At 44.2% G+C, this 20,860-nt stretch carries 20 protein-coding genes and 1 riboswitch; of the genes, 10 read left to right on the top strand and 10 right to left on the bottom strand.

The window, feature by feature from the left end:
• Nucleotides 1–139: 139 nt before the first annotated feature.
• The 3 genes from infA to aat all read right to left on the bottom strand — a co-directional run bounded on the left by infA (nucleotide 140) and on the right by aat (nucleotide 1,849).
• Complete coding sequence (gene infA, locus V1U08_RS09940) at nucleotides 140–358, bottom strand: translation initiation factor IF-1 (protein WP_006075347.1); 219 nt, start codon at nucleotides 356–358, stop codon at nucleotides 140–142.
• 82 nt (nucleotides 359–440) lie between these two features.
• On the bottom strand, nucleotides 441–1,142 hold the full coding sequence (locus V1U08_RS09935; RefSeq protein ID WP_330470524.1) for an arginyltransferase: 702 nt from the start codon (nucleotides 1,140–1,142) through the stop codon (nucleotides 441–443).
• Nucleotides 1,139–1,849, bottom strand: a complete 711-nt coding sequence (aat, locus tag V1U08_RS09930; RefSeq protein ID WP_065299386.1) for a leucyl/phenylalanyl-tRNA--protein transferase — start codon at nucleotides 1,847–1,849, stop codon at nucleotides 1,139–1,141. Before aat ends, V1U08_RS09935 begins: the two co-directional genes overlap by 4 nt.
• 39 nt (nucleotides 1,850–1,888) lie before the next feature.
• On the opposite strand from aat, the gene V1U08_RS09925 reads away from it, so the two are divergent.
• Together V1U08_RS09925 and aroA are read left to right on the top strand one after the other, a co-directional pair.
• A complete protein-coding gene (locus V1U08_RS09925; RefSeq protein WP_330470556.1) occupies nucleotides 1,889–2,365 on the top strand; it encodes a glycine zipper 2TM domain-containing protein in 477 nt (158 codons plus the stop codon).
• Between the two features lie 160 nt (nucleotides 2,366–2,525).
• Complete coding sequence (gene aroA / locus V1U08_RS09920) at nucleotides 2,526–3,806, top strand: 3-phosphoshikimate 1-carboxyvinyltransferase (RefSeq protein WP_065299388.1); 1,281 nt, start codon at nucleotides 2,526–2,528, stop codon at nucleotides 3,804–3,806.
• Between the two features lie 79 nt (nucleotides 3,807–3,885).
• On the opposite strand, the gene V1U08_RS09915 is transcribed toward aroA, so the two are convergent.
• Nucleotides 3,886–4,134 (bottom strand): YciN family protein, encoded by a 249-nt coding sequence (locus V1U08_RS09915; RefSeq protein WP_014231326.1) that lies wholly within the window; start codon nucleotides 4,132–4,134, stop codon nucleotides 3,886–3,888.
• Between the two features lie 423 nt (nucleotides 4,135–4,557).
• Here V1U08_RS09915 and topA point away from each other — a divergent pair, with 423 nt between their 5' ends.
• The 4 genes from topA to V1U08_RS09895 all read left to right on the top strand — a co-directional run bounded on the left by topA (nucleotide 4,558) and on the right by V1U08_RS09895 (nucleotide 11,680).
• Nucleotides 4,558–7,185: a type I DNA topoisomerase gene (gene topA / locus V1U08_RS09910; RefSeq protein WP_014231327.1), complete on the top strand. Its 2,628-nt coding sequence runs from the start codon at nucleotides 4,558–4,560 to the stop codon at nucleotides 7,183–7,185.
• Nucleotides 7,186–8,090: 905 nt separating this feature from the next.
• Nucleotides 8,091–9,308, top strand: a complete 1,218-nt coding sequence (gene glgC, locus V1U08_RS09905) for a glucose-1-phosphate adenylyltransferase (protein ID WP_014231328.1) — start codon at nucleotides 8,091–8,093, stop codon at nucleotides 9,306–9,308.
• A complete protein-coding gene (gene glgA / locus V1U08_RS09900) occupies nucleotides 9,298–10,770 on the top strand; it encodes a glycogen synthase GlgA (RefSeq protein ID WP_239949002.1) in 1,473 nt (490 codons plus the stop codon). The genes glgC and glgA overlap by 11 nt, the downstream gene beginning before the upstream one ends.
• A gap of 106 nt (nucleotides 10,771–10,876) precedes the next feature.
• Complete coding sequence (locus V1U08_RS09895) at nucleotides 10,877–11,680, top strand: alpha/beta fold hydrolase (protein ID WP_014231330.1); 804 nt, start codon at nucleotides 10,877–10,879, stop codon at nucleotides 11,678–11,680.
• A gap of 28 nt (nucleotides 11,681–11,708) precedes the next feature.
• On the opposite strand, the gene V1U08_RS09890 is transcribed toward V1U08_RS09895, so the two are convergent.
• The 5 genes from V1U08_RS09890 to torD form a co-directional block, all read right to left on the bottom strand.
• Nucleotides 11,709–12,023 (bottom strand): hypothetical protein, encoded by a 315-nt coding sequence (locus V1U08_RS09890; RefSeq protein ID WP_014231331.1) that lies wholly within the window; start codon nucleotides 12,021–12,023, stop codon nucleotides 11,709–11,711.
• Nucleotides 12,023–12,715 carry a TVP38/TMEM64 family protein gene (locus V1U08_RS09885; protein ID WP_065296601.1) on the bottom strand — a complete coding sequence of 231 codons (693 nt, stop codon included), beginning with the start codon at nucleotides 12,713–12,715 and terminating at the stop codon, nucleotides 12,023–12,025. The genes V1U08_RS09890 and V1U08_RS09885 overlap by 1 nt, the downstream gene beginning before the upstream one ends.
• 184 nt (nucleotides 12,716–12,899) lie before the next feature.
• Nucleotides 12,900–13,490 carry a TfoX/Sxy family DNA transformation protein gene (locus V1U08_RS09880; RefSeq protein WP_020332876.1) on the bottom strand — a complete coding sequence of 197 codons (591 nt, stop codon included), beginning with the start codon at nucleotides 13,488–13,490 and terminating at the stop codon, nucleotides 12,900–12,902.
• A gap of 116 nt (nucleotides 13,491–13,606) precedes the next feature.
• Nucleotides 13,607–13,695, bottom strand: a riboswitch (cyclic di-GMP riboswitch).
• 267 nt (nucleotides 13,696–13,962) lie between these two features.
• Nucleotides 13,963–14,967 carry an HTH-type transcriptional repressor PurR gene (gene purR, locus V1U08_RS09875; protein WP_014231334.1) on the bottom strand — a complete coding sequence of 335 codons (1,005 nt, stop codon included), beginning with the start codon at nucleotides 14,965–14,967 and terminating at the stop codon, nucleotides 13,963–13,965.
• 433 nt (nucleotides 14,968–15,400) lie between these two features.
• A complete protein-coding gene (gene torD, locus V1U08_RS09870) occupies nucleotides 15,401–16,048 on the bottom strand; it encodes a molecular chaperone TorD (RefSeq protein ID WP_330470523.1) in 648 nt (215 codons plus the stop codon).
• 265 nt (nucleotides 16,049–16,313) lie between these two features.
• Between torD and torR the strand changes: the two genes are divergently transcribed.
• Entirely contained in the window at nucleotides 16,314–17,024 is a 711-nt protein-coding gene (torR, locus tag V1U08_RS09865; RefSeq protein WP_020332877.1) for a two-component system response regulator TorR, read from the top strand.
• A 97-nt stretch (nucleotides 17,025–17,121) separates the two neighbouring features.
• Here torR and elyC read toward each other — a convergent pair whose 3' ends face one another.
• Complete coding sequence (gene elyC, locus V1U08_RS09860) at nucleotides 17,122–17,907, bottom strand: envelope biogenesis factor ElyC (RefSeq protein ID WP_020332878.1); 786 nt, start codon at nucleotides 17,905–17,907, stop codon at nucleotides 17,122–17,124.
• A gap of 114 nt (nucleotides 17,908–18,021) precedes the next feature.
• On the opposite strand from elyC, the gene cmoM reads away from it, so the two are divergent.
• The 3 genes from cmoM to mukE are packed head-to-tail and all read left to right on the top strand — an operon-like array spanning nucleotide 18,022 to nucleotide 20,859.
• Nucleotides 18,022–18,813, top strand: a complete 792-nt coding sequence (gene cmoM, locus V1U08_RS09855) for a tRNA uridine 5-oxyacetic acid(34) methyltransferase CmoM (RefSeq protein WP_014231338.1) — start codon at nucleotides 18,022–18,024, stop codon at nucleotides 18,811–18,813.
• A gap of 2 nt (nucleotides 18,814–18,815) precedes the next feature.
• Complete coding sequence (gene mukF, locus V1U08_RS09850; RefSeq protein ID WP_330470522.1) at nucleotides 18,816–20,153, top strand: chromosome partition protein MukF; 1,338 nt, start codon at nucleotides 18,816–18,818, stop codon at nucleotides 20,151–20,153.
• A complete protein-coding gene (gene mukE, locus V1U08_RS09845) occupies nucleotides 20,134–20,859 on the top strand; it encodes a chromosome partition protein MukE (RefSeq protein ID WP_014231340.1) in 726 nt (241 codons plus the stop codon). Before mukF ends, mukE begins: the two co-directional genes overlap by 20 nt.
• Nucleotide 20,860: the final 1 nt, after the last annotated feature.

Raw genomic sequence — 20,860 nt, 5'->3', positions numbered from 1 at the left:
AAAGGATGCGTTAGCATCCTTTTTTAACGAAACTCGGGCAACATGAATCATGCGCGATAGCTCTGCTTGTGATTTATCGACCACAAATAAAAAACGGAGCGTCAGGCTCCGTTTTTTATTTGCATCCGAAAATCAGAGATTAACGAGCACGGAAGACGATGCGGCCTTTAGTTAGGTCGTATGGAGTCATCTCTACAGTTACTTTGTCACCCGTAAGGATACGGATGTAGTTCTTACGCATTTTACCAGAGATATGCGCAGTCACAACGTGACCGTTTTCAAGTTCAACACGGAACATAGTGTTTGGTAGAGTGTCAAGGACAGTGCCTTGCATCTCAATTACGTCTTCTTTAGCCATTTAATCCTCTTTAGAAATTAGGCAAATTTTAGCGGGCTTTATTTTGCCGCTAAATAGTAATTATGTAAAGTTGGAGCGTATTCTACCCTCGCCAACGCTGATTTACTAGCCTTTGGTGGCGTTGAAAGCGTGTTTTATAGTTCATTGCTGGACATTCATCTATCTGATAACCCAAGTATAGCCATTGCTGGTTGCTTTTTTGGCAGTACTCTATTTGAAACAACACCGCTAATGTACCAAGCGATAGAGGGTAATCAGGGTCAAAAAAGGTATAGAATGCACTCGAACAATGAGGCATGACGTCCGTTACGCCGATGGCAACCAGTTGTTCTGATTCATCGTAGACGTGCAAAAATAGTGTGGTAAGCCAGTTAGTTTGTGCAAAGCGAGCGAACTCATCACGTTTGGGTGGGTACATCGTACCGCTCTTATGACGTTTACAAATGTAGCGACTATAGAGCTCAAACCAGTCGGGATCCATCTGCGGTTTCATTTCCCAACGCAAACCTTGCCCTTTATTAAGCAGACGTTTCTGACTTTTTGAAGGGGTGAAGTCTTTTATCGCCACACGGATAGGCTGGCACGCGTTGCAATGCTCACAATGTGGTTTATATATCGTGTCACCACTGCGACGAAAGCCGTTAGCCATCAATAGCTGATAGTTGTTTTCTGTATGTAAATTGTCATCAAGTGCGACCGCAACACGCTCTTGTCGCTCAGGTAGATAGCTACAAGGGTGGTTGTTGGTCAATCCTATGCGAATATGTTGTAGATCCGTGCTCATGATGCTGAATTCCGCAGAACTTGTGGCTCAAAAGTGCCTGAAGCCATTTGCTTTTCTCTTAAAGATAGTAGCTTTTGCATGAACTCGTCCCGATCAAGTTCAAATGCGCCCAGTGAAGCTAAATGAGAGTTCATTACCTGGCAGTCAATCAACTGACCTTGATTTGATTTAAGGTGATGACACAAATACCACAAAGCCACTTTCGATGCGTTATCCTTTAAACTAAACATAGATTCACCGCAAAATACCTGACCGACACTTAACCCGTACAAGCCGCCAATCAGTTCATCTTCATGCCATACTTCTACTGAGTGGCAATGCCCAAGCTCAGCGAGTTCTATGTAAGCCGTTTGCATGTCTTCGTTGAGCCATGTTTCACTCTCAGGGCGAGTGGAGGAGCAGAGTTGAATCACATTTTGGGTTGCTTGATTTAGGGTGACTTGATAATTGTGTTTTCGCTGAAACTTTCTGAGACTTTTTGATGGTTTAAAAGTCAAAGGATCAAAGACCGCACGAGGAGAAGGGCTCCACCAAAGTATAGGCTCACCAGGCCCGTACCAAGGAAAAATTCCCTGATGATAGCCTTTAAGTATTCTCATCGGGTCCAAGTCGCCACCAAAAGCCAGGAGCCCATTAGGGTCGCTCAGTGCTTTATAGGGAGAGGGGAAGGTGAATGCCTTACCAAGTTCAGTTAAATAAATTGCCATAAAAAGTCATTACCAACATTTGAGCCAGAGGAGTTTATGATGACGCGAACACGAAATAGAGCGAAATTGTGGTTTTGGATCATACTGCTTTTACCATTTTTCGCCAATGCAGCTTACGAAAGAAATGTGGCAAAGCCCGTCAACGAAGTTGTCTATGGAAAAGTGGATTCTGTTCGTTATATCACGCAGCAAGAGGTTGTTAAATCAAAAAATAATGGCTGGAAAACGTTACTAGGTGCAACAATCGGTGGGTTGGTCGGAAACCAGTTTGGTGGCGGAACAGGTAAAGAAGTGGCGACCGCCGTTGGTGCGCTTACTGGTGCAGCTGTTGCACAAAATCAAAGTACTGAGCAATACACGGTTGAATCTCAGTTGGTTGAACTTTTGATAAAGGTTGATGGCGACAAACTTATCAATGTTATTCAAGACGTTGATAGAAATATGTTATTTGGCCGCGGCGACGAGGTTCGTATTTTGTATTTTGATGACGGTGTGCGGGTTGATATGGCCTATTAGGCCCTAGTTTTCAGGCAAATAGATACGCTGACTAATTATTCATAAATTAGCGTAGATTTGCTCTGGTTTTGTATTGATTTTTTGGTTAGTCTGAATCCACGAAGAATTGTTCAGCTCTCAAAAAACGTGAACTGAGAGCACAAAGGATTATCAACTTTCAATGGAAAGCCTAACGTTACAACCAATCAATAAAATCCAAGGGGAAGTTAATCTTCCAGGATCAAAAAGCGTCTCTAACCGAGCTCTTTTGCTAGCTGCTTTAGCAAAAGGCACGACTCGCCTGACCAACCTTCTAGATAGTGACGACATCCGTCATATGCTCAACGCCCTTAACACGCTTGGTGTTCAATATCAGTTGTCTGAAGACAAAACCGAGTGTGTTGTGGAAGGACTTGGCCAACCATTCTCAGTGTCAGAGCCTGTAGAGCTGTTTTTAGGCAATGCTGGCACGGCAATGCGCCCACTAGCGGCTGCGCTGTGTCTTGGTGAAGGTGAGTATGTTTTGACTGGTGAGCCTCGTATGAAAGAGCGCCCAATTGGTCACCTCGTTACTGCATTACAAGATGCTGGTGCAGATATCGAATACCTCGAAAATGAAAACTACCCGCCATTGAAAATTGTGGGAACGGGTTTGAAGTCAGGTACGGTATCGATTGATGGTTCCATTTCGAGTCAGTTTTTAACTGCTTTCCTTATGTCTGCGCCACTCGCTGAAGGCGAAGTGCGCATCAATATCGAAGGCGACCTGGTGTCTAAGCCGTACATCGATATCACGCTGCATATCATGAAGCAGTTTGGCGTTAATGTAATCAACAATGATTATCAGGAATTTGTGATACCTGCTGGTCAGCATTACGTTGCACCTGGTGATTTTCTCGTTGAAGGTGACGCCTCTTCAGCGTCTTACTTCCTGGCAGCAGCGGCGATCAAAGGTGGCGAAGTTAAAGTTACCGGTATTGGTAAAAACAGTATTCAGGGTGACATTCAATTTGCAGATGCGCTTGAAAAAATGGGCGCTGAAATTGAATGGGGCGATGACTATGTGATTGCTCGTGCGGGTAAACTGAAAGGTATTGATATGGATTATAACCATATCCCTGACGCGGCGATGACGATTGCAACCACGGCTCTGTTTGCAGAAGGCACGACAGCGATTCGCAATGTTTACAACTGGCGCGTAAAAGAAACCGACCGTTTGTCTGCGATGGCGACTGAACTTCGTAAAGTTGGCGCTGAAGTGGAAGAGGGTGAGGATTACATCATCGTTAAGCCAGTTCCTCAGCTCAAACATGCTGCGATCGACACCTATGATGACCACCGAATGGCGATGTGTTTTTCACTGGTTGCGTTGAGTGATACACCTGTGACCATCAACGATCCGAAATGTACATCGAAGACGTTCCCGGACTACTTCGACAAGCTTAAATCGCTTAGTTGCTAGTAAGTATTCCACATAAATAAACAGATAAAAAACCAGAGTCAATGTGGCTCTGGTTTTACTTTTTTAGGGGCTTGTTTGACTATTTTTTAAGCGTGAATTCTTTTGAAAGATGATGCGCTAGATACTTAAACATATTGAAAACGGCAGTCGTGTTTGCCGTTGGTAATCCTTTCTCATCAAGAAAGTATTCCCCTTTAAAGACTAAAACGTCGTCTTTTTCTTCTACGCTTGTCGCGCGCATACCCTCAATGTAATCATCGTGCTCTTGGATGATTTGGTTAGCGATTAAAAGAAGGTCAAATTCTTCAATAAATTTTCTATCAGACATAACGTTCCCGTCATTCATAACAATCTCAGAGCGAAGAAGTATACCTATTATTAACAGGGGATTATACCCAATGGAATGCAATTAAAGGTTACTCTCTAGCGACGGGTTTTCATCGTAGTCGCCTAAGGTTGCGGATAATAGACAAAAGTTATTTTGTGATGGGTAACAAAATTTCCTTAATTCGATTAGCAGTAGCAAACTTTGCCTGTTTAGATATGCCGACCAGACCTTTCAAAGCCCTGTCTGTTTGAAGTATAAAGACGATGAATTGTCAACCGATCGGATCTGAATTGCAAAAAAGCAGTTGATCTTCTTTTCATCTCGCACAATAGTAAAAAAAGAAGCAATGAAATAGAACATTATGCGGGTGACTTCCAAGTCAGGGGTTTACCCGCATTATTATGAAGGACGTTAGAGTCAGTTATGGGTAAATCACTCGTTATAGTGGAGTCACCAGCCAAGGCAAAGACAATAAATAAGTACCTTGGTAAAGACTTTGTTGTTAAGTCTAGTGTTGGTCATGTGCGTGATCTGCCTACGGCCGGCCAAAGCACTGGTGAGAAAGCAGCTGCCATTTCAACTAAAGGGATGAGTGCTGAAGAGAAAGCACGAGTCAAAAAAGAGAAAGATCGTAAAGCGCTGATCAAAAAAATGGGGATCAACCCATATCACGACTGGGAAGCGAATTATCAGATTCTTCCTGGCAAAGAAAAAGTAGTCAGCGAATTACAAAAATTAGCCAAAGATGCTGATTACGTCTATCTCGCAACCGATTTGGACCGCGAGGGGGAAGCAATCGCATGGCACCTTCGTGAGATCATCGGTGGCGATGAAGAGCGATACAAACGAGTTGTTTTTAACGAAATTACGAAAAATGCTATCCAGCAAGCTTTCCAGACGCCTGGTGAGCTAAATATGGATGGCGTAAACGCGCAGCAAGCTCGTCGATTCATGGACCGCGTGGTTGGCTTCATGGTGTCTCCATTACTATGGAAGAAAGTTGCTCGTGGCTTGTCTGCAGGCCGTGTTCAGTCGGTTGCGGTTAAGTTGCTGGTAGAGCGTGAGCGCGAAATCAACGCATTTGTGCCGGAAGAGTTCTGGGACATCCACGCAAACACCAAGACTAAAGACAAAGCGGATTTCAAACTGCTGGTTGCTCAGAAAGACGGCGTAGCGTTTAAGCCGGTTAACGAGGCAGAAACCAAAGCAGCGATGTCTGTGCTGGAAAAAGCCAGCTACGAAGTTTGCAAGCGTGAAGACCGACCAACGAAAAGTAAGCCATCAGCGCCTTATATCACTTCGACTTTGCAGCAAGCAGCAAGTACCCGTTTAGGCTATGGCGTTAAGAAGACCATGATGCTGGCTCAACGCTTGTATGAGGCGGGTTACATCACCTATATGCGTACTGACTCAACTAACTTGAGTGCAGAAGCTGTGGATGCTGTCCGTGACTTCATCGGTTCTGAGTTTGGTGACAAGTACCTTCCTGCTTCACCGTTAAAATACGGCAGCAAAGAAGGGGCTCAAGAGGCGCACGAAGCGATTCGACCGTCTAGCGTTGATGTGAAAGCGGAAGACCTGCAAGGTGTCGACGCAGACGCTCACAAGCTTTACGCATTAATTTGGAATCAGTTCGTTGCGTGTCAAATGACGCCAGCAGAATACGATTCCACAACCATCAGCGTCAAAGCTGAAGAGTTCACATTAAAAGCCAAAGGTCGCATCCTGAAGTTTGACGGTTGGACGCGCGTACAACGTCCAATGGGCAAAAACGAGGACACAATCCTTCCTGCGGTGCAGCTTGGCGATAAGCTGAACCTAGAGTCACTTGATCCGAAACAGCACTTTACCAAGCCGCCAGCACGCTTTACAGAAGCTGCACTGGTTAAAGAGCTTGAAAAGCGTGGTATTGGCCGTCCATCGACTTACGCGTCTATCATCTCGACGATTCAGGATCGTGGCTACGTGAAAGTCGACCAGCGTCGATTCTACGCAGAGAAAATGGGTGAGATCGTTACAGACCGTCTGGACGATAGCTTTAATGATTTGATGAACTACGACTTTACCGCGCGTATGGAACAAAAGCTGGACCAAATCGCAGAAGGTGAAGTCAATTGGAAATCAGTACTGGACAACTTCTTTACCGACTTCACCGGTGACCTTGAAAAAGCCGACTTGGATGAGTCTGAAGGTGGTATGAAGCTTAACCACATTGTTATGACAGACATCGAATGTCCGACATGTGGCCGCCCAATGGGTATTCGTACAGCATCCACCGGCGTATTCCTAGGTTGTTCTGGTTATGCACTGCCACCTAAAGAGCGTTGCAAAACCACCATCAACTTAGGCGATGAAGAAGGCATCATCAACGTCTTAGAAGAAGACGTAGAAACCGCAGCGCTACGTGCCAAGAAACGTTGTCCAATCTGTGAAACAGCGATGGACGCGTACCTAATCGACGATAAACGTAAGATGCATGTTTGTGGTAACAACCCAAACTGTGAAGGTTACATCGTTGAATACGGCGAGTTTAAAGTTAAAGGCTATGATGGACCGGTTGTTGAGTGTGACAAGTGTGGTTCTGACATGGTGCTTAAGAATGGTCGCTTCGGTAAATACATGGATTGCACGAGCGAGACATGCAAAAACACCCGTAAGATTCTAAAGAACGGTGAAGTCGCGCCGCCGAAAGAAGATCCAGTGCATTTCCCTGAACTGCCTTGTGAAAACTCGGATGCTTACTTTGTGTTGCGTGATGGGGCATCTGGTCTGTTTATGGCAGCCAGCAACTTCCCTAAATCACGCGAAACGCGAGCGCCACTTGTTTCAGAGCTTGCGCTTTACGAAGAACGCTTACCAGAGAAGTTCAAATATCTCGCGACAGCACCGCAGGAAGACCCTGATGGTCGTCCGGCAGTGGTTCGTTTTAGCCGTAAAACTAAAGAGAACTACGTTCGCTCTGAAGAGAACGGCAAGCCAAGCGGTTGGACTGCGCTTTATGTCGATGGTAAATGGGAAGTCACCGACAAACGTAAAAAAGCCAAAGCTTAAACGGTACACATAGTAAACAAAAAGGCAGCGAATTCGCTGCCTTTTTATTATTGGTTCCAAATTACCTTCTCTGATTCCGGCGATATTTCATCCTCACACCTTTAGCCTCACAATTCTTACAAATCTTTATCTTCATGTTTGCCTAATTCATTTTTTAGCAACATGTGTGTCGTAGCGTGAAGCTTACAATCGTATGATATTTACAAACGTTCGATACAGCGCGAATAAACCGTGCATATTTACGTCGCTGACTATGTAGTGTTTTCGTTCGTAAATTGTTTTCAGAGTGTAATCTATTACATTTTCTAATGTGATCTGAATATCGTATCGAGTAAGTCGTGCTTACCTTATACACAGAATGACGTATTTTAAATTGTAATTAAGGTTCAAATTAGATAGTTTATTACAAAACAAATGCAACAAAATGCATTTAAATCGGTGTCGACAGATAAGAATATTTTAGGGTGTGTTGTTTCGTGATGATATCGGTATCTCGATATTAGGCATTAATACAAATAATGTCGTGGATTTGTCATTTTTTAATTGAGAAGCAAATCACGATTTAGAGTTGCCAAATATCGATAGCTCAATGGATGTGGGCTAGGTACCTATACTAAAAAAGTGCTGACTCTTTGTTGAAAAGAAAATGGAATAGAGCCCCCTTAAACCCTCTTTTTCGCGTTTAAAACTAAAACGAATTTTTGAACTGAGATAAAACGCAAACGCGCTCCACGAAAAGTTAACACACCCTGTAATTTGGCAGAGCAATGCCGAAACTTTTTAATCCACATGATAGGTGCTCAGAGAAGTACTGGATGTGGCTGACAATGTGTTCACTTGATTCCCCACAATACGTTCAATTAAGTGAGCATCCATTCCAAGCTATAACGATACGGAGAACAACAATGGCTGGTGTTTTGGGAATGATTCTTGCTGGCGGTGAAGGCTCACGTTTGAGACCTTTAACTGAATCTCGCAGTAAACCTGCAGTACCTTTTGGTGGCAGCTATCGTCTAATTGACTTTGCACTCAACAACTTCGTCAATGCGGATTTAATGCGCATTTACGTGCTGACCCAATTTAAATCGCAATCCCTGTTTTATCATTTAAAAAAAGGATGGAACATCAACGGAATCACTGATCGTTTCATCGACCCGATTCCTGCTCAGATGCGTACCGGCAAGCGTTGGTATGAGGGCACGGCAGATGCCATTTATCAGAACCTTCGTTTTATGGAAATGGAAGAGCCTGACCAAGTTTGTATTTTTGGTTCTGACCATATCTACAAAATGGACATTAAGCAGATGCTGGATTTCCATATCAGCAAGCAAGCTTCATTGACCGTATCGGCTCTGCGTATGCCACTAAAAGAAGCTTCTCAGTTCGGTGTTATCGAAGTTGATAGCGAAGGGCGCATGATTGGCTTTGAAGAAAAGCCAGAAAATCCTAAGTCGATTCCTGGCGAGCCTGACTACGCGCTAGTCTCAATGGGGAATTATGTCTTTGAAGCGAAAGAACTGTTTTCTGAGTTGATCGAAGATGCGAGCAACGAAGAGTCTTCCCATGACTTCGGTAAAGACATTATTCCTAAAATGTTCCCACGTGGGGATGTGTTTGTTTATGACTTTAGCACCAACAAGATCAATGGTGAGAAAGAGCAAGTTTATTGGCGAGATGTCGGTACGATTGATGCCTACTGGCAAGCACATATGGACTTGCTAGAAAAAGATGCACCATTTTCGCTATATAACCGTAAATGGCCACTGCATACCTATTACCCGCCTTTACCACCTGCGACGTTCACGGACTCAGACAACGGTCGTGTCCAAATTATCGATAGTCTGGTGTGTAATGGCAGCTACATTCGAGGCTCCCGTATAGAAAAATCTGTACTTGGTTTCAGAAGTAATATTGCATCTGCATGCGATATCAGCGAATGTATACTCCTTGGTGACGTTAAAATCGGTGAAGGCTGTGTTTTACGTCGAGTAATAGTGGACAAGAACGCTGATATTGCACCTGGCACACAGATTGGAGTGAACCTTCAGGAAGACAAGAAGTACTTCCACGTGTCGGATGACGGTATTGTTGTTATTCCTAAAGGAGCACGAGTTGGCTACTAACAACTTATCTATTCTGTTTGTAGCGTCTGAAGTCGAAGGATTGATTAAAAGTGGTGGCTTGGCTGATGTAGCCAAGGCACTGCCTGAAGCGCTCCACGGACTTCAGCAAGATGTACGTATTACCATTCCCGCATACAATGGTATTGAAAGGCTTTCTGAAGCGGAGGTGTTGTTAGAAACGCAGCTAACCTCGTGGCCGCATACAGAATATCGAGTATTAAGGCTGTATCTCGGTGATACGCCAGTTTATTTGATTGATTGCCAGCCGTATTTCAACCGCCCATCAATGTACGCTGAGAACAACGAAGCGTATTCAGATAATGGTGAGCGATTCGCCTTTTTCAGCGCAGCTTGCTTAGACATGCTACCTAAGCTGGATTTCCGACCTGACATCGTACATGCCAATGACTGGCACACTGGCCTTGTGCCATTTTTGTTGAAGCATCGATACGGATCTGACCCATTTTATGCAAATATTCGCAGCGTGATCTCGATTCACAACGCAGTATTTAAAGGGGTATTTAGCTATGATGAGGTGCAATGTCTGCCAGAGTTTCAGAGCAGAAATGTACCCGATGCAGCCGTTAGTTCAACGCACATTGCGATGCTTAAGGCAGGCGTGCTAAACGCTGACAAAATCAACGCGGTAAGCCCTACTTATGCTGAAGAGTTACAGACAGAGCTTGGTAGTCATGGCATGGCGTGGGAGTTCCAACAACGAGCTAAAGATTTAGTTGGTATACTCAATGGCTGTGATTACAGCGCCTGGAATCCTAAAACCGATGCTTATTTGCCGTTGAACTACGAACCTAATCACCAAAGCATGGTTGAAGGCAAAAATGCGTGTAAAAAAGCGCTACAGCAACGTCTGAACTTAGTCGAGAAAGACTGTGCGATGTTTGGCATGGTTTGTCGCCTGACAATGCAGAAAGGACTGCATTATTTACTGCCAGCGTTGACGGACTTCCTCAAGCACGACGTGCAATTAGTTGTTGTCGGAACCGGTGATCCAGTTCTTGCTACGCATTTAGAAGAAGTCGCTGAACAGTTCCCAGATAAGTTTGTCTTTGTTGACGCCTATGACAATGAGCTTGCTCATTTGGTTGAGGCTGGATCTGATTTCTTTTTGATGCCGTCTGAGTTTGAGCCATGTGGACTTAATCAGATTTACAGCATGGCTTATGGCACGTTACCGATTGTGCGAGGCGTAGGCGGCCTAAAAGACAGCGTGAACGATTATGATGTTGACTCGTCTGATGCAACGGGTTTTGTGTTTTATGATCCAACACCGCAAGCCTTGTTGTTAACCATGCTTAGGGCACTGTTGCTGTATACGCAAAATAATGCCGAAGTAAAACGAGTTCAACTGCATGCAATGCAACAGGACTTTTGCTGGCGCAAAGCAGCGGAAGAATATTTGGAACTCTACCATTCTGCGTTAAAGTCAATTAGCCTTGCCTAAAATTGTAACAAATGGCACCTAATTCGGTGCCTTTGTTATCGTGAGCAATCCTAGTGTGATAGGATTGCTTCCTCTAAATTAATAACAATACTATTATTACTGGTATATGACTGAGCCACTACTTTTCCATAAAACCTACTTGCACCCCACCAGTAATGAGTGGGTTGTTTTCGTGCATGGTGCTGGTGGCAGTTCTTCGATTTGGTTTAAGCAAATTAAAGCCTATAAGCAGCACTTTAATTTAGTGCTCATTGATCTAAGAGGGCATGGGAAGTCAAATCAGTTACTAAAAGAACTCATTACCAGCCGCTATACCTTTACTGAAGTTACACAAGATATTTTGAAAGTGTTGGATCACTTAAAAATCCAATCCGCGCATTTTGTCGGCATGTCATTAGGGACGATCATTGTTCGAAACATTGCGGAATTGGCGTCTGAACGTGTGAATTCAATGGTGTTAGGTGGAGCGGTGACTCGTCTCAATACACGCTCACAAATCCTCGTCAAGCTGGGCAACTTTGGCAAACATATCTTGCCTTATATGTGGCTGTACAAACTGTTCGCTTATATCGTGATGCCACAGCGCAATCAACGAGAATCTCGCCACCTGTTTATCAGGGAAGCCAAAAAGCTCTGCCAAAAAGAGTTTAAGCGCTGGTTTATCTTGGCGGCGGATGTGAATCCGTTAATGAAGTACTTTAAAGACAGAGAATTAGCGATTCCCACTCTCTACTTAATGGGTGACAGAGATTATATGTTCATCCAACCGGTTAAAGAGATGGTTGCGGCACATAAACTGAGTGTGCTCCGTGAGATCCCAAACTGTGGCCATGTTTGTAATGTAGAACGTCCGGAAGACTTTAATCAGTACTCGATTGAGTTTATCAAACAGCAAACATTAGTTGCTTAACGTTTCTAGGTGACTGGCGCCATTACGCTTACTCAATGTGGTGGCCACAACGCCAGCACGCGCCAAATTGCCCTTCATTGATTTCCGAACATTGAGGGCATTTCCAATCTTGATAGGTGTTTGGCTGTGCCTGTTTTTGATAGGCGTCAATAATAGCCAAGGATCTCATCTTCTGTTCTGGATTCAATAACCACACGTACGGGTCGGTATCGTCCCCGAATGGTAGTTCCCCCTTCAATCCGAAAAGACCTTCACCGCGAACTTCACAAAGAATTTGCTCGGTTTTCAGCAACTCACAAACGATATGCGCTTCTGCCGGATTTCTCGCTATAAATATCTTCATCAAGAGTTTCCATTTGGCTGCACTTGAGTGGGTCTGAATTTATTCATCAGCCACTTAGCAATGATAGGAAAAAGCCCAAGCAACGCAAATGAAGCTAACACGCTCGGTGAGACGATATCCGAGAGGCTTTCAATCGTTGCCAGTTGAGTACCGGCATTGAGATAAACAGCGGTGCCTGGAAGCATTCCTATTTGGCTGGTCAAATAAAAGCGGCCAACAGACATCGGGGTTAATCCCATCAATAGGTTGATTAGAAAGAAAGGGAACACAGGGATCAATCTTAATGAGAGTAGGTAGGATGAGCCGTCTTTTTTGACGCCGTCGTTAATCGCGGTAAGCTTTGAACCAAATTTGCCTTGTACCCAATCTCGTAACAAGTAACGGCTACTCAGAAAAGCCAACGTAGCCCCGATGGTGCTGGCGAATGAGACTAAAAGTAAGCTAGTCCAAAAGCCGAATAGAGCTGCGGCTAACAGAGTGACGACCGCTGCGCCGGGAATAGAAAACGCAGTGATAGCCACATAGGCCGCAAAATAAACCGTAACCGCCAAGATAAATCTCTGGTCGATATAGGCGTTAAGAGCCTCTTGCTGCGCTTTGGCGTTCTCTAAAGTGAGGTACTGACTAAAGTTAACGGCTAATAAAATGATCGTTAACAGCAGTATTAACCCAAAAACCAGTTTTTTATTCATTGTCGTACTCCAGAAGGACAGCCTTGTTCTAAAAGGTTAACAGATACCATTGATGAAATATGTTACTTGATATTATTTGATTGATATATGGAGTAATAGACAGGTTGAGCCTGGAAAAAATTTCAAAAAAAAACCGCAGTCAAAGCTGCGGTTTTTATACGTACGATAGGTTTATACCTACATATTAAGAAAGCGCATTTTCCAGCTCTTCTCTGCGAGATTGAGGAACGACGCTCCAGTGCGTGCCGTTTATCGCTCCTTCTAAAGCCCAGAGTAGCTCAATACTTACTTTTGCGGAGTGAGAGTCACGTATCGCTTTGTAAGCATTCAATGCACCTTTCTCTTCAAGTTGTTCAACTGATTTTATACCAGCTTTCTTAAGCATTCGTTCAGTCGCTAGTCGTAAGTTAGGCAGGTCTTTCAACCTGTCGGGCTTACTACTTGCCTGTTGCTTTTTTTCCAAATTGGCTTGTTCTAACGACTTTTTCGCTACTTCTATCAAGCGTTCACTCGATTCCCACAAGTCGTCGGAAATCGCGTAGTACTTAGTAACGACTGGAAAACCACGCTTTTTATAAACGTACGGTTTTAGCCCTTGCTTCTCGAAGTTAGATGAAGTTTGCTGGTCTGCTCGTATGTGAAGTTGATCATTCACAACCAGTGCAAACATCGTTTCATCAGCGAAAAGTCCGAAGCCACCAAACATTGAGCGCGACTTGATCGTACCAAGTGCCTCAAATAGCTTCATAGAATCTTTGAGTATCGGTTTATCCATGATGTGTTATCTCGGTGTAATTATTATTACGCCACCAAAAGTCAGGTCCGAGAGATTAGCAAATACATGCAAGCCCAATGTCATTAAAGGGTAAACTCATCATATGCATATTTGCCATCGGTAACCCCGCTACCTTCCATTTATAAAATGGTTAAGGCCGGAAGCTTTGCGTCCCACCCTTTCGGATGGTTTGCCCTGTGCGTGACATGTTGAGAATACTTTTTATCTTGAATTAACATCACAATCTAGAGATCAAAGTGTGATATTGCTTCAGTAAAACGCAGTGCTTTTATGGTGTTTGTTTCATATTTAAGATTGGAGTTTGAGTGCGAGTGGCTAGGTTATGTGAGATGGGTTGTGTTTATACAAAACAGTAACTTATAAAACGTTTACTGACTGTAGTGAACAAAGAGTGCGATAAAAGTTAATTTTCGGATAAAAAATAAGCGCTCCGGAGAGCGCTTGTTAGTAACTACTTGAGTTTTTTCACAGTATTTCGAACGACCAACTCTGGCTGCATTTCAAAAATACGTTTTTCGTGTTCTTTGTCTTTAATACGTTCAAGAAGAATCTCGAAAGCATTTTTACCGACACGGCGTTTTGGCTGGTGAATCGTTGTAAGCGGCGGAGAGAAGTACTCTGCCAATTCGATATTGTCGTAACCAATAACAGAGACGTCGTCAGGAATCTTAATACCGTTCTGTTGTAGACGGCTCATCAAGCCCAACGCCATCGTGTCATTGAAACAGAATACCGCTGTAGGGCGTTTCTCCATCGCGGTAATTTTGTCTGCGACCAAAACTGCGGTATCACATTCAAAGTTACCTTCCAGAATCCAGTCTTCATTTACAGGAATGTTGGCTTCTGCCATCGCTCGACGGTAGCCAGCAATACGCTCTTGGCAAGCGAGTTTTTCAAAGTGACCACTCAAGCAAGCAATATCGGTATGTCCGTTATCAATCAGGTATTTGGTCGCGATATAACCGCCTTCTTCCGAGTTATCCATAATTTTGTCTGCTTGCGAGCTTTCTGGGCCCCAGTCCATGACAACTTTCGGGATATCTGCATGACGGTCAAGCATTTGCTTCAGCTCTTCTGTCAGGTCAGAACACATCACCAGTATGCCATCTACACGCTTTTCAGCGAGCATGCGGATGTAATCTCTTTGCTTTTCATAGATACCACCAGTGTTACACAGGATAAGCGTGTAGCCTTGGCGGTAGCAGTAACTCTCTACACCATCAATGACTTCAGAGAAGAATAGGTTGGTAGATTGTGTCACCAACATGCCGATGGTGCGAGTTGAATTACATTTCAAGCTACGAGCAACCGCACTTGGTGCATAGTTAAGCTCATCAACGGCTTTCATTACTTTTTCTTGTGTTGCTTCTGCAACAAAACGCGTCTTGTTGATAACGTGCGAAACTGTAGTTGTAGAAACGCCGGCTAATCTAGCAACGTCTTTTATAGTGGCCATACATGGTGTCCTGTTTCGAGCTACGAATATACCGCGGAGGATAAACCTTTTTGCTGTTCGTCTTTTGTAAACTTAGCGCAACAAAAACAATGGCGCTGAGTATGTTTAGCAGTGGTTACTCCGAAGTCGGTAGAGGGTATGTAGCGACAGCGGTTGATAAAGCTCATTACTTCCATCGAATGAAGAATCGTTATCAACCTATTAAGAAAACACAAAAACCGCTTTATTTCAGCGGTTTACATTAAAATCATATTTAATCGTTTGCGTTCACATTTTAGCCCTATGCGGGCAAGCTGGCAATAATTTAAGCAATGGTTTTGTGCCTAATAAGTCACATTTTGATTGCTAAAAAGCGAGCGATTGGAACGATTTATATAGTTAACGAATAAAAGATAGGGAACCTAAAAGACAGGCTCCCTAAAATAGGCGGCAATTATTCACCAAGAAGGTAAGCGCTGTCCAGTTTACAAAATGCAATTAATAGTTGCGCGACGCTGGCGTAGAAGCCAAAGTCATCCAGTTTCTGACACTTGTGAGCGAACTTCGGTAACCAGGACATGAGTTGGCTTTCGATGAATTCATTTTGTTTAACAAAGGCTTCTTCCATGTGTTTTTCTTGCTCAAACTCATTAGAGCGAATGATCATGTTACCCAGGAAGTCCAGTTCTACCGCTAAGTGGTCGGCTGGTTCTTTTAGACGGTCGTCTACTTGGACACCAAACTCAGCCATCAACTTTTCCATCTCTTCGGCGGGTTTGTCGTTGAGTAAACCAGATTCACCAATGTACATGGAAGCGTAGGGAAGCGCGCCGTACTTTTCTGTCTTCAAGAATAATTCACAAAAGTCAGCAGCAAGCTCTAGCTGAGCATCTTCGCGGTCTTGCAGGCGATTTAGTGCGTCAACGAGGCTATCAATGGAAGGTTTGAGAGATTCATTTTCACCTAAGCCCGCCAAAAAGCTGCGAATTTCAACACTGTGATAAGCCTCCAGCTCTTTGTCTGTCAGTTCTTTGGCGAATAAGCTAGAAAACCACCAATAAATTTCGGCGCGTTTTTCGTTAAAAGCTTTCACTTCTTGCATTTTAGGCTCCTGAATGATGCCTTCTTTCTGGCATCACAAAATCAAATTCAGATGTCCTTTAAGTGTAATCAATTAAAATGAACAGCAGTAACTATAACTATGATGTTTTATGGCGAAATATGTCCATTTATTAACAGGGTTCGCTAAGCTTGTCTTGAATCAACAAAATCACTAAATCTTGCTTTTTAGTCAGCCAATGACTAGAAATGTTAATAGTTATGAATAGAATACATCTCGAATAATAAAATGACAGAAAGTGGTGTAAATGAGCTATCACGTATTAGTCGTAGAAGATGATGTTGTAACGCGTAGTAAGCTAGCGGGTTATTTCCAAAATGAAGGTTATACAGTCAGTGAAGCAGAGAGCGGCACGCAAATGCGTGAAGTGCTGCAAGCTGGTGATGTTGATCTTGTCATGCTGGATATTAACTTGCCGGGTGAAGACGGCCTGATGCTTACGCGTGAATTACGTAGCCAATCGGATATTGGTATCATATTAGTTACAGGACGCACGGATAGCATCGACAAAATTGTTGGCCTGGAAATGGGGGCAGATGATTATGTCACCAAACCTTTTGAACTGCGCGAGTTATTAGTTCGTGTCAAAAATCTGCTGTGGCGCATTTCGATCGCTCGCGATGGATCAAGTAAGGCAAACGAAACCAACGAGCAACATATTGTTCGTTTTGGCGAGTGGACGTTTGATATCCAGCGTCGAGCGCTGAGTCGTAATGGTGAGCCAGTAAAACTAACCAAAGCCGAATACGAGCTTTTGGTGGCGTTATCGTCTTACCCGAATCAAGTACTAAGCCGCGAACGTATTTTGAATATGATCAGCCATCGTGTTGATGCACCGAATGACCGTACGATAGATGTCTTGATTCGTCGTATGCGTGCGAAGATGGAGTTTGACCCTAAAAACCCGCAAATTTTTGTTACGGTTCATGGCGAGGGCTACATGTTTGCTGGTGATTAATCACCACCACGGGACAAGATAAGAACGAAAAAGGAGAGCGCTTGCTCTCCTTTTTTGTCTGTGCAAATTGCATTGAGTAATGGCGTTAACTCATTAACTACTGTGGCTCGACCATAGGTGTTTCGCCGACGACATCACGTAAGCGTTGCCAAATGCTGCCAAGGTACTCATGCCAGAAAAGCTCCGTTTGTTCTAAGTAACGTGCTTTTGGCGAGTATTTATTCCAAGCTTGATTGACATTCTCAATCGCCAAGTAGTTTGTCGGCGCCGGGATTGGTTTTATGCCTGCTGCATTAAATTCATACAGCGCTCGGCTCATATGGCTCGCCGAGGTAACTAAAACAATTTCCTTTTGCTGGACGAACGCCGCAGCCTGACGTGCCTCTTCCCACGTGTCTTTGGCGTCTTCCAATAAAATAATATCGGATTTCGCTACACCGAGCGCCAGAGCCACGTTTGCCATCATACGCGCATGGCTGATTTCAGAACCGCCGTCATAGCCGGACAGAATCAATTTGGCGCCAGGATACATGCGCAAAATTCGGATTCCCTCGGTCAAACGCATTAGCGCGGCACGACTTAACTGAGAAGTGGGTGGAATTTCGTCATCGATAACATGACCATTGCCGAGTACCATCACGTAGTCGATGGTCCCTGAAACGGGTAGAAACGCTTTGTGTTCACGTTCCAATGGCATAAGAAGCTTGCTTGAAACAGGCTGGAAGGCAACAAGGAAAATGCCAACAAATGAGAATAAAACAACGAAGCAGCCGGTTTTACGCTTAGTGGTAAAACTAATGAGAGCCAGGCCCAATAATCCTATCAGCAGCAATGCTGGTAGGGGCATGAGCAAAGCTGACACTACTTTTTTCAGCTCAAACATACATAAATAGTCCGAAAAAACATCAATTGAAAATAAAAATGAGGGTATTCCTCTTTATTCCTGCTTTCCTTGTGCCAGAATAGCGACACAATCCGATATGATAACTCAGCAGAAGTGACAGAAGACCGCAATTTCGACGATATCGCCCACAAATTTGCAAAAAATATTTACGGCTCCGATAAAGGGGAGATCCGCCAAATCATTGTGTGGGAAGATTTTCTACAGATTCTAAGTGAATTAGAGGCAGACCAGCAACCCCTAGAAGTTTTAGATGCAGGTGGTGGTTTAGCACAAATGTCTCAAAAGCTTGCTAAGCTCGGACATCGTGTCGCTTTATGTGATCTATCTTCGGAAATGCTGCAACTAGCCAAACAGGATATTGAAAATAATGGTTTGCTTGAGCAGTATCGCCTGATTCATTCACCTGTCCAGTCCATTGGCGAGCACATGGACAGCCAGGTGGATCTTGTCATGTTTCATGCTGTGATGGAGTGGCTGGTCGATCCTAAGACGGCGCTCGAAACGGTACTGGAACAAGTCAAACCGGGGGGCATTGCATCGATAATGTTCTATAACCACCATGGTTTAGTCTACAAAAATGTGGTTTGTGGCAACATTCCTCATATTTTGGACGGCATGCCCCACCGAAAAAGATTTAAACTACAGCCGCAAAAAGGTCTGAAACCAGAAGAAGTTTACCAATGGATAGAAGACTCCGGGTTCAGTATTTGTGGTAAATCTGGTATTCGCTCATTCAGTGATTACATAGGAAATATGCAATACATGGGTGATTACGAGTTTGAAGATGTGTTGGCGCTAGAAAAACAACTTTGTCGACAAGAGCCATACCTCTCATTAGGTCGCTACATTCACGTGTGGGCCAAAAAGAAAGAAAAACAGGAATAACAATGAGTGAGATGACTCTCGATGCTGCAGAACAACCTATTGATGAATTGGTTGGCTGGGTTAAGCAGCAAGATTTCTCGTTGAACCTGACCACAGAGCGCTTGGCATTTTTGATTGCCATCGCAGTACTAAGTAATGAAAGGTTTGACGATGAATTGGGTGAAGGTGAACTGCACGATGCGTTCGCTATCGTTACTCGATTATTTGATGAAACGGGGGAAGCCTCTGCTTTCAGAGCAAACAATGCCATCAATGAGATGGTTAAGCAGCGTTTGATCAGTCGCTTTGTCAGCGAGGTGACGGATGGGGCGAGTATTTACCGTTTGTCGCCACTGGCGATAGGCATCACGGACTATTACGTCCGTCATCGTGAGTTTTCAAAACTTCGCCTTTCTATTCAGCTGTCTATGGTTGCGGATGAAATGGCGAAAGCAATTGAAGCAGCCCAAAAAGGTGGCACACCGGGTCACTGGAAGAAAAAGGTGTATGGAGTACTTAAATATTCCGTAGGCGAGATCTTCGATCAAATCGATCTTAACCAGCGTGTTATGGACGAGCAGCAACAATCTGTAAAACAGCAGATTGCTGACCTGCTGAATAAAGATTGGCGCGAAGCGATTAATAACTGTGAAGCGTTATTGTCAGAAACGTCGAGCACGCTGCGTGAACTTCAAGATACCTTGCAGGCAGCAAGTGATGAGCTGCAAACTCAGATCCTCGATATTCAGGAGCTTGTTTATGGCGATCCTGAGCTTGAGTTTATTGAAGAAGCCCTGTTTGGTCTGCAAATGAAGCTGGACCGAATCACCAGTTGGGGCCAGCAAGCGATCGATCTCTGGATTGGCTACGACCGACACGTACACAAGTTTATCCGTACCGCTATCGATATGGATAAGAACCGTGCGTTCAGTTCTCGATTGCGTCAATCGATTAAAGATTACTTTGATATGCCTTGGTATCTGACTTATGCAGATGCTGAGCGATTATCCGACCTGCGTGACGAAGCTCTGGTACTGCGTGATGACGAGGTAACAGGCCAAGTTCCGATGGAAGTGGAATACGAAGAATTTCAACAAGTCAATGATGAGTTATCAGAGCGTATTGGTGACATGCTAAAAGCCCATAAAGATCAGGGCACACCAATCGACTTGAGCGTAGTACTGCGAGATTACCTTGCACAACACCCATTTACTCATCACTTTGATTTAGCCCGAATTATTGTTGATCAGGCCGTTCGTCTGGGCTATTCAGAATCGGATTATCAAGCCATTCAGCCAGACTGGAAATCAATCAACGAATTTGGGGCAAAGGTACAAGCGAATGTCATCGACCGATACTAATGAATACATGTCAGATAAACTGGCAAAAGCAATTTCTAACCCTCTGTTCCCAGCATTAGACAGCATGCTACGAGCGGGGCGTCATATCTCAAGTGAAGATTTGGACAACCACGCATTGTTGTCGGATTTTGAACTTGAGTTGTCTTCTTTCTACCAGCGTTACAACACTGAGTTGGTGAAAGCACCGGAAGGTTTCTTCTACCTTCGTCCACGCTCTACGTCTTTGATTGGCCGTAGCGTCCTGTCTGAACTGGATATGCTGGTGGGTAAGGTGTTGTGTTTCCTTTACCTGAGCCCGGAGCGTCTGGCTCATGAAGGCATCTTTACCAATCAGGAACTCTACGACGAGATGCTGGCGCTGGCGGATGAAAACAAGTTGATGAAGCTGGTGACCAACCGCGCGACGGGTTCAGACCTTGATAAAGAGAAGCTGTTTGAAAAAGTGCGCACTTCACTGCGTCGTCTGCGTCGTCTAGGTATGATCATCAATATCGGTGAAACCGGTAAATTCAGTATCAGTGAAGCAGTATTCCGTTTTGGTGCCGACGTTCGTGTTGGTGACGATATGCGTGAAGCTCAACTGCGTCTGATCCGTGACGGTGAAGCCGTGGTTCATACCAAAGAACCAAGCCAAGGCAGTCTGTTGTCTGAAGACGATCAAGAAGAACAAGCCCAAGAAGAAATGACAGAAGAGGGTGAAGCATGAG

The sequence above is a fragment of the Vibrio sp. YYF0003 genome (assembly GCF_036350715.1).
In the GTDB taxonomy this organism is placed as follows: Bacteria; Pseudomonadota; Gammaproteobacteria; order Enterobacterales; family Vibrionaceae; genus Vibrio; species Vibrio natriegens.
The sequence above is the reverse complement of the archived record's forward strand: the minus strand, read 5'-3'. Positions and strand labels throughout refer to the sequence as shown.

Coding starts and splice junctions, on each gene's coding strand:
- aroA (WP_065299388.1), top strand. CDS start 2,526: ATGGAAAGCCTAACGTTACAACCAATCAATAAAATCCAAGGGGAAGTT.
- elyC (WP_020332878.1), bottom strand. CDS start 17,907: ATGTTTGAGCTGAAAAAAGTAGTGTCAGCTTTGCTCATGCCCCTACCA.
- V1U08_RS09895 (WP_014231330.1), top strand. CDS start 10,877: ATGACTGAGCCACTACTTTTCCATAAAACCTACTTGCACCCCACCAGT.
- V1U08_RS09880 (WP_020332876.1), bottom strand. CDS start 13,490: ATGGATAAACCGATACTCAAAGATTCTATGAAGCTATTTGAGGCACTT.
- V1U08_RS09890 (WP_014231331.1), bottom strand. CDS start 12,023: ATGAAGATATTTATAGCGAGAAATCCGGCAGAAGCGCATATCGTTTGT.
- V1U08_RS09925 (WP_330470556.1), top strand. CDS start 1,889: ATGACGCGAACACGAAATAGAGCGAAATTGTGGTTTTGGATCATACTG.
- mukE (WP_014231340.1), top strand. CDS start 20,134: ATGTCATCGACCGATACTAATGAATACATGTCAGATAAACTGGCAAAA.
- V1U08_RS09915 (WP_014231326.1), bottom strand. CDS start 4,134: ATGTCTGATAGAAAATTTATTGAAGAATTTGACCTTCTTTTAATCGCT.
- purR (WP_014231334.1), bottom strand. CDS start 14,967: ATGGCCACTATAAAAGACGTTGCTAGATTAGCCGGCGTTTCTACAACT.
- infA (WP_006075347.1), bottom strand. CDS start 358: ATGGCTAAAGAAGACGTAATTGAGATGCAAGGCACTGTCCTTGACACT.
- torD (WP_330470523.1), bottom strand. CDS start 16,048: ATGCAAGAAGTGAAAGCTTTTAACGAAAAACGCGCCGAAATTTATTGG.
- V1U08_RS09935 (WP_330470524.1), bottom strand. CDS start 1,142: ATGAGCACGGATCTACAACATATTCGCATAGGATTGACCAACAACCAC.
- mukF (WP_330470522.1), top strand. CDS start 18,816: ATGAGTGAGATGACTCTCGATGCTGCAGAACAACCTATTGATGAATTG.
- topA (WP_014231327.1), top strand. CDS start 4,558: ATGGGTAAATCACTCGTTATAGTGGAGTCACCAGCCAAGGCAAAGACA.
- aat (WP_065299386.1), bottom strand. CDS start 1,849: ATGGCAATTTATTTAACTGAACTTGGTAAGGCATTCACCTTCCCCTCT.
- torR (WP_020332877.1), top strand. CDS start 16,314: ATGAGCTATCACGTATTAGTCGTAGAAGATGATGTTGTAACGCGTAGT.
- V1U08_RS09885 (WP_065296601.1), bottom strand. CDS start 12,715: ATGAATAAAAAACTGGTTTTTGGGTTAATACTGCTGTTAACGATCATT.
- glgC (WP_014231328.1), top strand. CDS start 8,091: ATGGCTGGTGTTTTGGGAATGATTCTTGCTGGCGGTGAAGGCTCACGT.